The sequence below is a fragment of the Achromobacter sp. NFACC18-2 genome (assembly GCF_900108985.1).
Taxonomy (GTDB): domain Bacteria; phylum Pseudomonadota; class Gammaproteobacteria; order Burkholderiales; family Burkholderiaceae_B; genus Achromobacter.
The window spans coordinates 250445-265246 of sequence record NZ_FNYM01000008.1; the positions used below are offsets into that span (position 1 = coordinate 250445).

The window sequence follows — 14802 nt, forward strand, 5'->3', positions numbered from 1 at the left end:
GGCGGCAGGCAACCCGGCGCTGGTCCGCGCGGGGAGGCGGGCGGATAATCCGCCCATGGAGGATGCGCCCATGCTTATCGATACCCATTGCCACCTGGATGCGGCCGAGTTCGACGCCGACCGCGACGCGGTGGCGAACCACGCTGCCGAGGCGGGCGTAGAGGCCATCGTGATCCCCGCCATCGAGCGGGCCAACTTCACCGTGGTGCGCGACCTGGCCGGCAGCATCTCCGGCGGGGCCTATGCGCTGGGCATCCATCCTCTGTATGTGCAGCGCGCCGACGACGCCGACCTGGACGCGCTGCGCGACGCCGTCAAAGCGGCGCTGGGCGATCCGCGCTTTGTCGCCATCGGTGAGATCGGGCTGGACTTCTTCGTGCCGGAGATCGCCACGGGCGAGCCGCGCGAGCGCCAGGAGCGGTTCTACGCCGCCCAGTTGGACATCGCCGAGGAATTCGGCCTGCCCGTGCTGCTGCATGTGCGCAAGTCCCAGGACATCCTGCTGAAGCATCTGCGCCGCCACGCGCGCATCGGCGGGATCGCGCACGCCTTCAACGGCAGCGCCCAGCAGGCGCAGGCCTTCATCGAGCAGGGCTTTGCGCTGGGAATGGGCGGCGCCATGACCTTCGAGCGGGCGCTGCAGATCCGCCGCCACGCGGTGGACGTGGGGCTGGAACACCTGGTGCTGGAAACCGACGCGCCCGACATCCCGCCGGCCTGGCTGCATGCGCCCGACCGGCGCAACCGTCCTGGCGAACTGGTCCGCATTGCGGCGGTCCTGTCGGAACTGCGGGGCATCACGCCGGAAAAAGTGGCGCACGCCACGTCCGCGAACGCCATGCGTGTGCTGCCGCGACTGCCCGCTGCGATTATGGCCGATTCGGACTGACTGCGACTTTGCGGGGCGCCCGCGTGGCCGGCATCGGCTACGCCTGCGGCGCTGCGGGAAGCGGAAGGTCCATGCGCACGCTCAGCCCCTGCGGCGCCACATTGCGCGCCGAGATCGATCCCTTGTGCGCGGCGATCGCCGCCTGCGCGATCGACAGGCCCAGGCCCGCGCCGCCGCCGGGCGCGCTGGCCGCACCGGCCGATCCCGCCCGGTAGAAGGGCTCGAAAAGCGAAGCCAATTCCTGCGTGGCCACGCCCGGGCCGCGATCCTCGATCTCTATGCTGGCTTCGCTGGCGCTGGTCAACAGGCGCACGCGGATGACGCTGTGCGCGGGCGCGAAGCGCAAGGCGTTGCGCAGCACGTTTTCAATGGCGCTGGCCAGGCTGCCGCGATCTGCCGCGATCAGGACGGGCGCCGGCGTATCCCAATCGATGCGCAGGTGCCGGCCTTCGGCTTCGTAGCGCGCATCGTCCACCACGCCGGATACGACTTCCGACAGGTCCAGCGTTTCAGAGGGCTCGGGCAGCGCGCCGATGCGCGCCAGCCGCAGCGTATTGCCCACCAGGGCGTCCAGGCGTTCGCATTCGCGCTCGATGCGGTCGAGCTGCAGGTCGCGCCGCTCGTCGTTGCGCCGCGCCAGTTCGGCGGCAAGCCGCAGGCGCGCCAGGGGCGACCGCAGCTCGTGCGCGACGTTGTGCAGCAATTGTTCCCGTGTGTCGAGCAGCGACTTCACGCGCACGGCCATGGCGTCGAAGTCCCGCGCCAGCAGGCCCAGTTCGTCCTTGCGCGTCGCCAGGTTCGTGGGCGTGTGGGTGTCCAGCCGGCCGGCGGCCAGCGCATGCGTGGTCTGGCGCAATTGCGCCAGCGGCGCGGTGATGTGCCGGGTCAACGCCCAGCAGAAGGGCGCCGTCACCGCCAGCGCGAACAGCAGCAGGGCAAGCGCGACGGGCGACAGCGCCAGCACTTCCCAGCGCGAGGAATCGAAAGGCAGGAACAGCATCAGCAATTCCGATCCGTCCGGAAGGATCAGTATTTGAGGCTCCCACCACGAGACGCGTTCGCCCGCGGGATCGGCGGGCACGTAGTCCGTCTGGGGCGGCCTGTCCGGCCCCGCGCGGTAGGCCACCAGCCAGTCGTGCAGGCGGGTGGGCAGGCGACGCCCCAGGATGTCCGTGTCCTGGGCGTCCATGATGTAGATCTTCAGCGCGGAGTAATTGCCGTCCATGGCGCGGACCCAGCGTTCCAGCCCCTCCCGACCCTGGGTTCGGGCGACCTGGGCGGCGTCGCGCGTCAGGTTGCCGGGATTCAGGCCATCGAGCGAATTGAAGCGGTACCAGGCCACCGCGGCGGTCAGCACCATGCCGCACACGAGGATGACGGCCATGGCGCCCCAGAAGGTCAGGAACGCGCGCCAGAAAAGCGACCGGGCCGGCAGGAAGGCCATCACGCGGCGCCCGCCAGCACGTAGCCCAGGCCGCGCAGATTGCGGATGGACAGCGTGTCGGCCTGTTGGTCCAGGCGCAGCTTTTTGCGCAGGCTGCTGATGTGCGTGTCGATGCTGCGGTCGTACCGGTCCGGCGCGCGCCCCAGCGCGTACAGGCCGATCTGGTCGCGCGCGATCACCTGGCCCGGCGCGCGCATCAGGATCTCCAGGATGCGTTGCTCGGCGCCCGTCAGCATGACCTCGTCGGCGCCCAGGCGCGCGCGGCCCGTGGACGGGTCCAGCGTCAGCGCGCCCAGGGTCAGCGACGGGCCGGGGAGGGCGGGCGCGTCCTCGAAGCGGCGCAGCACGGCCGTGATGCGGGCCTTGAGCTCGCGCGGGCTGAACGGCTTGGCCAGGTAATCGTCGGCGCCGAACTCCAGCCCCAGCACGCGGTCGGTCTCGCCGCCGTGGGCCGTGAACATGATGACCGGGCGGCGCGAACGCTGGCGGTGGCGCTTGAGCAGGTCCAGTCCATTGCCGTCGGGCAGCATCAGGTCGAGCAGCACCAGCTCGAAGTCGTCCTGCGCAAGCAGGGCCTGCCCTTGCGTGGCGGTGTGGGCCAGCGTGAGCTGGCATTGATTGGGTTCCAGGTATTCGCGCAGCATCTGCGCCAGTTCGACGTCGTCGTCGATAAGCAGGATGCGGCGCGCGACCGCTGAGTGAGTGAAAGGCATGCGTGGTGGGCGTCGTGCATCCGGCAGTGTGGCCGAACGCTGCGCGCCGGAGTGTCAAGAAGTGCAAAGAAGATAAAAGTTGCGGAAAGCGTGTTGCCGCGTCCAGCAAGCCCCAATTCTAATATGAGAATGGTTTTCATTAATAAATGAAGAGCCGGGGCGGCGTGGCGCGTGGGGCGCGGCGCGAGCCTGGGACGGGAGAAGTTGGAATCATGAGCAGGAAAGAACTGGCCGCCGGCCAGCGCATTGCCGCGTCGCGCACGCAACTGGCCACCGCCTTGTGCGCCGCGGGTTTTGGCCTGGGGCCGGCCGCGGTCTGGGCGCAGGCCGCCGACACCGCGACCACGATGGACACCGTCGTCGTGACCGCGAGCGGTTTCGAGCAGCGCATCCAGGATGCGCCGGCCTCGATCAGCGTCATCACCCGCGAAGACCTGGACAAGAAGTTCTACCGCGACCTGAACGACGCGCTGGTGGGCGTGCCCGGCGTCATCGTCACGGGCGGGGGCGACCGCCAGGACATCAGCCTGCGCGGCATGGGGCCCAAGTACACGCTGATCCTGATAGACGGCAAGCGCCAGAGCTCGCGCGAGACCCGCACCAACTCGGACTCGACCGGCGTCGAAGGCGGCTGGACGCCGCCGCTGTCGGCCATCGAGCGCATCGAAGTGGTGCGCGGGCCGATGTCGTCGCTGTACGGCTCGGACGCCATGGGCGGGGTGATCAACATCATCACGCGCAAGGTCCCGACCGAATGGCACGGCGAAATCCGCATGGATACGACGATCCAGGAGAGCAGCAAGTCCGGCGACATCTACCAGGGCAATTTCTACCTGGCCGGCCCGATCAAGAACGACCTGCTTGGCCTGCAGATCTACGGCCAGGCCACGCAGCGGGACGAAGACGACATCTATAACGGCTACCGCAAACGCAATGCCGAAAGCGTGACGGCCAAGCTGGCGCTCACGCCGAATCGCGACCACGACATCGTGCTGGAAGCGACCACGATGCGCCAAAAGTTCCAGGACACGCTGGGCAAGACGGTCGAGCCGCTCCCGCCCGGCACGGCGTGCCCGCGCACGGGTTGCCCGGCATCCTCGGAAACCGATTACCGCAGCAACAAGTGGGCGCTGTCCCACACCGGTCGCTGGGGTTGGGGCGTGTCGGATAGCTATGTCCAGCAGGAAGAATTCGACAACCGTTCGCGCCAGATGAAGATCAAGAACCTGGACATGCAGACGAGCTGGTCGCTGCCGCTGGGCTCGCACATGCTGACGCTGGGCGGCAGCTACCTGAACCAGCGCCTGGACGACCAGACCGGCAACCAGCTTGCCGGCGGCCCGAGCAAGATCGAGCGCTACCAGTGGGCCCTGTTCGCCGAAGACGAATGGCGCCTGACCGAGAGCTTTGCCGTCACCACCGGCCTGCGCATGGACGAGGACGAGAATTTCGGCAGCCACTTCAGCCCGCGCCTGTACGGCGTGTGGCACATGGCCGAGCGCTGGACCCTGAAGGGCGGCGTCTCCACCGGTTTCCGCGCGCCCGACCTGCGCAACACCGTGGCCGGGTGGGGCCAGACCAGCCGCGGCGGCAATATGTACGGCAACCCGGACCTGACGCCCGAGAAGTCGGTGACCCAGGAAATCGGCCTGCTGTATGACGATGGCCAGGGCATGAGCGCCGGCGTCACGCTGTTCAACAACGACTTCAAGGACAAGATCACCCGCGTCGCTTGCCCCATCACGCAGTGCACGGAGGGACCCAACCAGTTCGGCTCGGATCCCACCACGTACATGAACGTGGACAAGGCCGTGTCGCGCGGCGTCGAGGCCAGCCTGAAGCTGCCGCTTTCGGCCGACTGGTCCATGACCAGCAGCTACACCTTCACCAAGTCCGAGCAGAAGTCGGGCCAGTACAAGGGCGAGCCGCTGAACCAGTTGCCCAAGCACCTGTTCACCACCACCGTGAACTGGCAGCCGTCCGATGCGCTGCAGGCCTGGGCGCGCGTGAACTTCCGCGGCCGCGAAAGCCAGCCGACCACGGGTCCGTCCTCGGACGCGCTGGTGGCCCCGTCCTACACCTTCGTGGACCTGGGCGGCTCGTACGCCGTGAACAAGACCGTGTCGGTGTACGCCGGCATCTACAACCTGTTCGACAAGCAGGTTGCCTACGACGACTTCGGCTACGTCGAAGACGGCCGGCGCTACTGGCTGGGCGTGGGCGTGAAGTTCTGAGAACGACGGGGCGCCCGGCGCCCCAACACAGAGAGGTATGCATGAACAATGGAAAACAGGCGGGCGCCGCCCGCCGCTGGGCAACCCGGGCCGGCGTGGCCCTGGCGCTGAGCGCCGCGGCCGCGGTGTGCGCCGCGCAGTCCACGGTGTCCGTCAAGCACGCGCGCGGCGAAACCGCCGTGCCGGCCAACCCATCCAAGACCATCGTGCTGGACCTGGCCGTGCTGGACACCTTGCACACGCTGGGCGTGGACCCGGTCGGCGTGCCCAGCGCCGCCAAGCTGCCGCCGCACCTGAGCCAGTACGCCGACAAGCGCTATCTCAAGGCGGGCACGATGTTCGAGCCCAATTACGAAGTCATCCACGCGGCCGCGTCGCAGGTGATTTTCGTGGCGGGCCGTTCTGCGCCCAAGTATGACGAGCTGTCCAGGCTGGCGCCCACGGTCGACCTGACCGTCGACGCCAAGGACCTGGTCGGCAGCGTCAGGCGCAACACCGAAACCCTGGCCGCCCTGTACGGCAGGCAGGCGCAGGCCAAGGAAAAGCTGGCGGCGCTGGACGCATCCATCGCGGCCTTGAAGGACAAGGCCGCCGGTGCCGGCAATGCGCTGATCGTGCTGACGACGGGCGGCAAGATGAGCGCCTACGGCCCCGGTTCGCGCTTTGGCGTCATTCACGACGCCTTCGGCGTCAAGCCCGCCGCCACGGACCTGAACGTGTCCAACCACGGACAGGCGATCTCGTTCGAGTTCATCGCGCAGACCGATCCCGACTGGCTGTTCGTGATCGACCGCGACGCCGCCATCGGCCGCGAAGGCGTGTCGGCCCAGCGCATGCTGGACAACGAACTGGTGCGTCCGACCAAGGCGTGGAAGCATCAGCGCGTGGTCTACCTGAATGGCTTTAACTGGTATCTGCTGGGTAGCGCGGGCCTGACGGCCATGCAGCAGAACGTGGACCAGATCGCCGCGGCGCTGGCGCAAGGAAAGTAAGCGGCATGCCAGACGGAAAGGGCCGCCGGTGAATTGGCGGCGCGCGATCAGTGGTTGGGGCGGCCTGGCCGCCGTGTTTATGGCGTTGCTGCTGCTGTGCGCGGCCAGCATCAGCCTGGGCGCGGGCCAGATGCCCTGGGCCGCGCTCTGGAACGGGGGCGAGGAGGGCGAGCGCGCGTGGCGCCTGCTCATGGTGAGCCGCGTTCCGCGGACCCTGGCGCTGCTCCTGGCGGGCATGGCGCTGGCGGTGGCCGGCCTCATCATGCAGATGCTGGTGCGCAACCGCTTTGTGGAGCCCACGACCGCCGGCACGGTCGAATCCGCCACGCTGGGCATCCTGGTCGTCACGCTGCTGGCGCCCGACACGCCGGTGATCGGAAAGATGTTGACGGCCACGGCCTTCGCGCTGGCCGGCACCTTGCTGTTCCTGGCGCTGCTGCGCCGGGTGCCGCTGCGCACGCCCTTCATCGTGCCGCTGATCGGGCTGATCCTGGGCGGCGTCATCCACGCCGTCACCACCTTCATGGCATACCGCTTCGATCTGCTGCAATCGCTGCACGCCTGGACCACCGGCGACTTCTCCGGCGTGCTGCGCGGGCGGTATGAGCTGCTGTGGATCGGCTTTGCGCTGGCCTGCGCGGCCTATGCCGCCGCCGACCGCTATACCGTGGCCGGCATGGGGCGCGAGTTCGCCGCGAACCTCGGGTTGAACCATGCGCGGCTGACGCTGGTGGGCCTGTTGATCGTCTCCGCGATTTCGGCCGTGGTCGTCGTGACCGCCGGCGGCATCCCCTTCCTAGGCCTCATCGTTCCCAATGCCGTCAGCCTCGTCCTGGGCGACAACATGCGCCGCGCCATCCCTTGGGTGGCGTTGCTGGGCGGCGTGTTCGTGCTGGCCTGCGACATCATCGGCCGCCTGCTCATCCATCCCTACGAGATTCCCATCGGGACCGTCGTGGGCGTGCTGGGCAGCATCCTGTTCCTGTGGCTGCTGCGCACGCGGAGGAACCGTCTTGGCTGAGACCTCGATTCGCATGGCGGCCACGCGACCGCCGCAGGCGTGGCGCCTAGCGGCCCTGGGGGCCGTGGCGCTGCTTTGCGCCGTGGCCTTCATGACGCTGGGCGCGAATGGCCAGTGGTCGTTCGTCATTCCCTTTCGCGGCGGCAAGCTGCTGGCCATGCTGCTGGTGGCCTATGCCGTGGCGGTGTCGTCGGTGCTGTTCCAGACCATCACGCACAATCGCATCCTGACGCCGGCCATCATGGGCTTCGATGCCCTGTACCTGCTGATCCAGGCGGTGGTGGTGTTCGGCTTCGGGCAGGCAGCGGCCACGGTCAGCCATCCCGTCGCCGCTTTCCTGCTGGAGGTGTGCGCCATGACGGCGTTTGCCTGCCTGCTGTTTTGCTGGCTGTTTTCCGACGCGGTGCGCAGCCTGCATCTGATGATGCTGGTGGGCATCGTTTTTGGCCTGCTGTTTCGCAGCCTGTCGGGCTTCGTGGTGCGCCTGATCGATCCGAACGAATTCCTGGTGCTGCAGGACCGCATGTTCGCCAATTTCAATTCGGTGCGGGTGGGGCTGCTGCCGATCGCGTTTGCGGCGGTGTGCGCCGCGTCCCTGCTGGTCTGGCGGATGCGGCGCCGCTATGACGTGCTGGCGCTGGGCCGCGACATTGCGCTGAACCTGGGCGTGGACTACCGCCGCACCCTCATGCTGACTCTGGCGGCCATCGCCGTGCTGGTGTCCGTGTCCACGGCGCTGGTCGGGCCCGTGACTTTCTTTGGCTTGCTTGTCAGCAACCTGGCGTACCAGGCCATGGGGTCCGACAGGCACCGCCACACGGTCCCGGCCGCGGCGCTGCTGAGCGTCATCTTCCTGGTGGGCGGCCAGACGCTGCTGGAACGCGTGCTAGGGCTCAATACCACGGTGAGCGTGGTGATCGAATTCGTGGGCGGCGTGATGTTCCTCGTCCTGATCTTGCGCAAGGGGCGCCGATGATAGAAATCCAGAACGTCAGCAAACAATACGGCGACACGGTGGTGATCGACGGCGTCAGCCTGGACTTGCCGGCCGGCGGCGTCACCGCCATCATCGGACCCAACGGGGCGGGCAAGTCCACCTTGCTGTCCATGGTCAGCCGGCTGCTGCCGATGAGCGCGGGGCGGGTCCTGGTCGAAGGCCTGGACGTGACGCGCGCCGACAGCCGGGAACTGGCGCGCCGCCTGGCCATCCTGCGCCAGGACAACCACCTGCCGCTGCGGCTCACGGTGAAGGACCTGGTGGCCTTCGGGCGCTATCCGCACACGGGCGGGCGCCTGACGATGGATGACAAGGTCCACATCGACCAGGCCATCGCCTACCTGAACCTGGAGCCGCTGGCCGACCGCTACCTGGACGAGATGTCCGGCGGGCAGCGCCAGCGCGCGTTCGTCGCGATGGTGCTGTGCCAGGACACGCGCTATGTCCTGCTGGACGAGCCGCTGAACAGCCTGGACATGAAGCATGCCGTCGCCATGATGGGCACGCTGCGGCGCGCGGCCGACGAACTGGGCAAGACAGTGGTGCTGGTGCTGCACGACATCAACTTCGCGTCCAGCTACGCGGACCGCATCGTGGCGATGCGGCAGGGGCGCATCGCGCGCCACGGCACGCCGGACGAACTGATCCGGCCGGACGTGCTGAGCGATCTGTACGAGCTGCCGATCGACGTGCACGAGATCGGCGGCAAGCGCATCTGCGTCTACTACCGCTAGGGCGGGGCGTCCCGTTGCAGGACGCCCCGCCGCTTCGACCGCTTTGCCGGCTTACTGGCTGAGGTCGATCGCGTAGCGCGAAAGCTGCGTCGTGGCGTCCGGCGTGGCGTCATAGACCGACACGTTGGTCACGCCATGCGCGGTGGCCATCGCCAGCGTGCCGGGCACCGACGAGAACACCACGGGCCCGGCCAGCGCGCCTACCTGCTTGAAGCGCCAGCTGCGGTCCAGGCCGAAGGTGGCCAGATCCAGCACCGGGTTCTTCTTGATGTAGCTGATCAGCACGTCGCGGCTTGCGTCGGGAGCCTGCAGCACGATGTCGCCCTTGCCGCCGGCCAGGCCGGGAAAATCGCCGCCGCCGCTGGCGCGGTAGTTGTTGGTGACCACCAGGAATTGCGCGGTCAGATCCAGCGGCGCGCCGTTGTACGTCAGCGCCGTGATGCGCGAGCCCTTGGGCTGCGTCACGTCGATTTCATACCGCAGCGCATTGCCCGCCGCGTACAGGACGTCGAAATTGAACGTCGGGAAGCTGGTGTCGATCAGATCCTGCGGCGCGACCTGGGCGGGGTCGATCTGCTTGAACTGTTCGGCCGTCTTTTCCAGCCACTGGCGCACGATGTCGCCGCTGACCCGCACCACCTGCAGCGTGTTGGGGTACAGGTACAGGTCGGCCGCGTTGTTGATGGCGACATTGCCCTGCTGCACATACGTGAAGTCGCCGGGGCCGTTGCGTCCGCCCTTGAAGGGCGCGGCGGCCGACAGGATCGGCAGTCCTGCATACGACGGGCTGTTCTTCGCGATGTAGTCCGTCAGGTAGTCGATCTGCGCCATGTTCACGATCTGCAGCGCCGACACGTCGCCGGCCAGCGCGTAGTACGTGGCCATGTCGAACTGGCTCTGGCCGATCGGCGTCTTGACGTAGTCGATCGTCGCGGCGTGTTCGGCCTGCACCAGTTGCTGCACGGCGCTGTCCGGCTCCACATACGTGGCGGGCGTGGCGCCGCTCTGCGCGGTCAGGCGCGTCGAGATGCGCTGCACCTGCGTGGCGTCCTTCCGCACCTTCCAGCCTTGGTCGTACGTGAGCTTGAGCGTGATCTGGCCAAGGTTGTTGCCCCACTGGCCGGCCTGCACGGTCGGCACGCCATTGATCAGGCCCTTCTCCAGCTCGACGCCCGGCTGGCCGGCGAATTGCGACTTGGCATTCGTGTCGGGAAACAGCAGATGCTGGTGGCCCGTGATCAGCGCGTCGATGCCGGCCACCTGGGTCAAGTAGGCTGCGCCGTTTTCCATGTCCGGACTGTACGCCGTCGCGAGGTCGATGCCGCCATGCGCCAGCGCCACCACCAGGTCCGCGCCCGCGGCCTTCATTTCCGGCACGTAGCGCGCCGCCGTCTCCTTCCAGCCCGTGACTTCCACATGGCCTTCGAGGTTGGCCTTGTCCCACTGCATGATGGGCGGGGGCGCAAAGCCGATCACGCCCACCTTGAGCGGCACGTCGATGGCCTTGCCGCTGGCGTCCGTCGCCTGGAACGTCTTGTCCAGCAGCACCCACGGCTTGAAGATCGGCTGCTTGGAAGCCGCCGACACCACATTGGCGGACACGAAGGGGAACGCCGGCGCCGCGCAGTCCTTCGCGCCGGCCGGGTTGGTCTGCGCCGTGCCCTTGCCGATGCCGTCCAGCCCGAAGTCCACATTGGTGATCTGCGACAGGAAGGGCAGGCCGTAGTTGAACTCGTGGTTGCCCATGGTGGCCGCGTCGTACGACAGCAGCTTCATCTGCTTGTAGATCGCGATCATGTCGGAACACTGCACCGGCGACACCAGCGCCTGGTAGTCCGACAGGGCGGTGCCCTGCACCGTGTCGCCGTTGTCGAACAGCAGCGTGTTCGGATGCTGCTTGCGCGCATTGGCGATCAGCGTGGCCGTGCGGTCCATGCCGTAGCTTTTGTCTTCGGCCAGCTTGTAATAGTCGTAGCCCAGCACGTTGGCGTGCAGGTCGGTGGTGCCCAGGATCGCAACGTCGAGCGTCGCGCCCTGCGGCACGCTCGCCTGCGGCGGTGTGCCGGGCGCGGCGTCGTCGTCATCGTCATCGCCGCCGCAGGCGGACAGGCCGGCGACCAGCGCAACGCTGGCCGTCACTGCAAAGATCTTGCGTAGGTGTGGCTTCACCGTCTTTCCTCCAGGTTGAAGGAAAGAATTTTGGGGACAGTGTGTGACCCATGCATGACATGCACGGGGTCAGATCAACGCAGCGGCGACTCGCGGGTCAGGCAATCGTCTTCCAGCGCCGCCAGCGCGTCCAGGAACCGCCATGCGAACGACCCCGGTCCTTCAGCCTGGACGGCGGCGCGCTGGCCCGCGATGGCGAAGCAGGAGAGGGCAGCCAGGGCGGCAACGTAGGGATCGTCGCGCGACACGGCGGCAAAGGCGCCGACCACCGCGCTCAATGCGCAGCCGGTCGCCGTCACGCGCGGCATCAGCGGCGAACCGCCCGCGATCCGCACCGCGCGGGCGCCGTCCGTGACGTAGTCGACCTCGCCCGTGACCGCCACCACGGTGTGGCGTTGCACCGCGATGTCCCGCGCCGACTGCTCGGCTTGCGCCACTGCGTCGCGGGCGTCCACGCCCCGGCCGGCGCTGTGGCCGCCAGCCAGCGCAATGATCTCCGAGGCATTGCCGCGGATGATGGCGGGTTCAAGGTCGAGCAGCCGCTCGATGGCGTCGCGCCGGAACGCGGTGGCGTGATGGGCGACGGGATCGAGCACCCAGGGCGTGCCCGCTGCTTTCGCAGCTTGCGCGGTCAGCAGCATGCTTTGCAGCCAGGGCGATGACAGGGTGCCGATATTGATGACCAGCGCGCCGGCGATGCGCGCGAATTCTGGCGCTTCCTCTTCGGCATGCACCATGGCGGGCGACGCGCCGATGGCCAGCACGGCATTGGCCGCGTAGTTCATGGAGACGTAATTGGTCAGGCACTGCACGAGCGGCGCGTCGCGGCGCACGGCGGCAAGGAGGCTTTGGGACGGGAGGGCGAGGGCCTGAAGATCGTTGGGTGTCATGCCGGGCGTTCCTTGCGCAGGGGACGCGCGCCGCGGGACACGCACCATCCCTACGCCAGTGTTGTCTGGATCAGGTTCGACGGGTCGCCGTGCATTGCCTGCATGCGCAGGCCAACGGATTCTCAGCTTCTTGGCGAAGCTCCCCGGGTGGATGGAGGGTATGTTCCCGGGGGGGAGCGGGAGGTGTCAAGCTCCCGCTTCAAACCAGGCACGCGGGCGCGCTGGCGTGCTGGGTCAAAAAGCCTGGATGATCAGCCGCACTGACCTTGCGTGGCCAGTTTGACCTCTGGCTTGGAAATCACGCGCTTTCCTTCTTCTTCCGGGACTTGTTCAAGGCCGGCCCCGCCGACGAATACGCCCATTTTGATGAACTGCCGCACGAAGTAGTTTTTGCCCGCCTCCATGGTCAGCATGAGATCGTTCGGGGAAAACTCCGATTCGGTCGACACCTTATGCGGTTTGTCGCCTTCGACCTGGGTGTAGAAGAAAACCCGGTCGGCGGTTTCGCCAATGCAGTTTCCATCGACATACACGTCTTTCTTCAGCGCTTTGCCGACGTAGCTGTCCCGATAAACGAATAGTCCGGACTTGCCTTCGTCAGGCGCCGCAAAGGTCTTGGCCTTCTGGTTGCTCTCTTCAGGCGCCAGCGGAACATTGGCGCATCCGGTTGCCGCAAGCAGGGCGCCGCAGGCAACGGCCATTTTCAGCACATTCTTCGGGGTTCGATACATGGTCGGGATATCAATGGATGACTGAGGTTGCGAGCCGCCCGTACTCGGATTTAAGCAGGCGTATCCAAAAATATCAGAGTGTGTCATAAATTGTATCGGACGTCCACGCGCACGCTCCAAGGCGGCCTAGACCGGCGCGACGCCGCGCGCCCATACCCAATGTGAGGTATGGCCGTTCCTTGCCCTGACCCTAACATCCATGCAGATTCAGGTTGCCGACGCGCATTGCTTGTGGCCCGTTTTTCGCCGCAGCCTTCGGGGAGAGCACGGATGGTCACGAAAGACGATATCGCCTGGTTCAAGTCGAACTTTTTCAGCAAGATGACCGCGGCGACTAAGGGCACGCCCTTGACCGTCGATTTCCTCACGGCGCTGGCCTGCCAGGAAAGCGGGGAAATCTGGCCGATCGCCCGCAAGAAGCTCGCGTCGGTCGACGAGGTGATGGCGCTGTGCGTGGGCGACACGCTCGACGGCCGGGGGGCTTTCCCGAAGACGTTGGGGGAATTGCTGAGCAAGCCTGAAGGACAGCGCATGTTCGATATGGGCCGCGAGGCGCTGGTCAACATGGCCAACGTCGTGGGGGGCACCTACAAGAAAGTCGCCGGCAACCCCGAGAAGTACTGTCATGCGTTCGGGGTGTATCAGGTGGACATCCAGCATTTCCTGAGAGAGCCCGACTACTTTTTGCAGCGCCAATGGGCAACGTTCGATGGGTCGCTCAAGCGGGCGCTGGGCGTGCTGCAGTTCGCCTTGAAGAAGCGGGGCTTCGAGGGCCGGTCCAGTCTTTCGGACTTTGACCTGGCGACCGTGGGCATTGTCTACAACACCGGGGGCTACAAGGAATCCAAGGGCCTGGAACAGGGGTTCCAGCCCGAAGGCGGCAAGCACTACGGGCAGGCGCTCTTCGATCTCATCCGGCTAGCGCACACGGTGCCGGATCCGGGCGCGGACGCGCCCTTGCTGGAAACGCCCGCAGCGGGCGAGGCGTTGATCGCCGCCCCTTCCCCGGTCACGCGCGATGGCACGCCCATGAAGGTGGCCATCACCGATGGCATGCTCAGAGTGCGCAGCGAACCGCGCATCAGCGACCCGCCGCAGGCCAACGTTGTGGCTCATCTGCCCGACGGGCATCCCGTGCGGGCCCTGGCGGGGCCGACCAAAGGATTTTTCCAGATCGAGACCAGCCTCAATGGCGCCCTGGTCCAGGGATTCTCCTCGGCGAAATTCCTGGTGGCCGGGCCGTCCAACCAGAAGATCGACGTCAACAGGCCAGCGGACGCTACGGCGGCTTCGCGAGTCGTCGAGGTCAATATGCCCGAGAAGGCCGGGCTGGTGACCCGGCGCAAGGACCGGGCCACGGCGCGCTCGCTGAACGAGAAAGGCGCACCGGGGCGGTCCGGCACCACGCCCGCAGCGCTGCGCGCGGAACTGGGCGCCATCGTCGACTACCTGGATGTCGAGAATCCCGACTTCCTGCGATATCAGCCCACCCGGACCGCGACCTTTTGCAATATCTATGCGCATGACTTCTGCCGCCTCGCAGGCGCTTACATTCCCAGGGTGTGGTGGTCCGGTCAGGCGCTGATGCAGTTGGCCCAGGGCAAACCGGTGCAGCCCCTGCTGGGCAATACCCTCTTCGAGATGCGGGCGAACGACCTGTTCCGGTGGCTGCGCGATTTCGGGGCGGGGTTCGGATGGCGTCAGACGGGCACGTTGACGAAGCTGCAGACCGAAGCCAACCAGGGGGCCATCGGCGTCATCGTGGCGCGGCGCAGGGAAGACGGAAAGTCCGGCCACATCGTCATCGTGGTGCCGGAAACGGCGGACGTCACCGCCAAACGGGATGCTACCGGCGAGGTGGTCGCGCCTGTGCAGAGCCAGGCGGGGGCCACGAATTTCAAACGGGGCCGGGGGCGGGCGAACTGGTGGAAAGGCGAGGAATTCGCCGAAAGCGCATTTTGGCTACACGCATGATGGGCGCGTGACAG

At 66.9% G+C, this 14802-nt stretch carries 12 protein-coding genes and 1 riboswitch; of the genes, 7 read left to right on the top strand and 5 right to left on the bottom strand.

Annotated features, from left to right (window positions below; all coding sequences use genetic code 11):
* Positions 1 to 70: 70 nt before the first annotated feature.
* Positions 71 to 889, top strand: coding sequence for a TatD family hydrolase (locus BMW75_RS14935; protein ID WP_092580422.1), 819 nt, complete (start codon positions 71 to 73; stop codon positions 887 to 889).
* Between the two features lie 37 nt (positions 890 to 926).
* Here BMW75_RS14935 and BMW75_RS14940 read toward each other — a convergent pair whose 3' ends face one another.
* Together BMW75_RS14940 and BMW75_RS14945 are read right to left on the bottom strand one after the other, a co-directional pair.
* Complete coding sequence (locus tag BMW75_RS14940; protein ID WP_092580353.1) at positions 927 to 2333, bottom strand: HAMP domain-containing sensor histidine kinase; 1407 nt, start codon at positions 2331 to 2333, stop codon at positions 927 to 929.
* Positions 2333 to 3046: a response regulator transcription factor gene (locus BMW75_RS14945; protein ID WP_092580355.1), complete on the bottom strand. Its 714-nt coding sequence runs from the start codon at positions 3044 to 3046 to the stop codon at positions 2333 to 2335. The genes BMW75_RS14940 and BMW75_RS14945 overlap by 1 nt, the downstream gene beginning before the upstream one ends.
* 212 nt (positions 3047 to 3258) lie before the next feature.
* On the opposite strand from BMW75_RS14945, the gene BMW75_RS14950 reads away from it, so the two are divergent.
* From BMW75_RS14950 to BMW75_RS14970, 5 genes are read left to right on the top strand one after another with little or no spacing between them, the layout of a single operon-like run.
* The gene (locus BMW75_RS14950; protein WP_092580357.1) at positions 3259 to 5280 is read left to right on the top strand and encodes a ligand-gated channel protein; all 2022 of its coding nucleotides are present in this window, start codon (positions 3259 to 3261) and stop codon (positions 5278 to 5280) included.
* A 41-nt stretch (positions 5281 to 5321) separates the two neighbouring features.
* Entirely contained in the window at positions 5322 to 6272 is a 951-nt protein-coding gene (locus BMW75_RS14955; RefSeq protein ID WP_092580359.1) for a siderophore ABC transporter substrate-binding protein, read from the top strand.
* A gap of 28 nt (positions 6273 to 6300) precedes the next feature.
* Positions 6301 to 7293 (top strand): ABC transporter permease, encoded by a 993-nt coding sequence (locus BMW75_RS14960; RefSeq protein WP_371467150.1) that lies wholly within the window; start codon positions 6301 to 6303, stop codon positions 7291 to 7293.
* 13 nt (positions 7294 to 7306) lie between these two features.
* Positions 7307 to 8269: an iron chelate uptake ABC transporter family permease subunit gene (locus BMW75_RS14965; RefSeq protein WP_092580361.1), complete on the top strand. Its 963-nt coding sequence runs from the start codon at positions 7307 to 7309 to the stop codon at positions 8267 to 8269.
* Positions 8266 to 9024, top strand: coding sequence for an iron ABC transporter ATP-binding protein (locus tag BMW75_RS14970; RefSeq protein WP_092580363.1), 759 nt, complete (start codon positions 8266 to 8268; stop codon positions 9022 to 9024). Before BMW75_RS14965 ends, BMW75_RS14970 begins: the two co-directional genes overlap by 4 nt.
* A 51-nt stretch (positions 9025 to 9075) precedes the next feature.
* Here the strand turns inward: BMW75_RS14970 and BMW75_RS14975 are convergent, their stop codons facing one another.
* The 3 genes from BMW75_RS14975 to BMW75_RS14985 form a co-directional block, all read right to left on the bottom strand.
* Complete coding sequence (locus BMW75_RS14975) at positions 9076 to 11193, bottom strand: 5'-nucleotidase C-terminal domain-containing protein (protein ID WP_092580365.1); 2118 nt, start codon at positions 11191 to 11193, stop codon at positions 9076 to 9078.
* Between the two features lie 74 nt (positions 11194 to 11267).
* Complete coding sequence (gene thiM / locus BMW75_RS14980; RefSeq protein ID WP_092580366.1) at positions 11268 to 12083, bottom strand: hydroxyethylthiazole kinase; 816 nt, start codon at positions 12081 to 12083, stop codon at positions 11268 to 11270.
* Positions 12084 to 12112: 29 nt separating this feature from the next.
* A riboswitch (TPP riboswitch) is annotated at positions 12113 to 12239 on the bottom strand.
* A 95-nt stretch (positions 12240 to 12334) separates the two neighbouring features.
* Positions 12335 to 12901 (bottom strand): DUF2846 domain-containing protein, encoded by a 567-nt coding sequence (locus BMW75_RS14985; protein ID WP_254792017.1) that lies wholly within the window; start codon positions 12899 to 12901, stop codon positions 12335 to 12337.
* 144 nt (positions 12902 to 13045) lie between these two features.
* On the opposite strand from BMW75_RS14985, the gene BMW75_RS14990 reads away from it, so the two are divergent.
* Positions 13046 to 14788, top strand: a complete 1743-nt coding sequence (locus BMW75_RS14990) for a hypothetical protein (protein ID WP_254792018.1) — start codon at positions 13046 to 13048, stop codon at positions 14786 to 14788.
* The last annotated feature ends 14 nt before the right edge of the window (positions 14789 to 14802 follow it).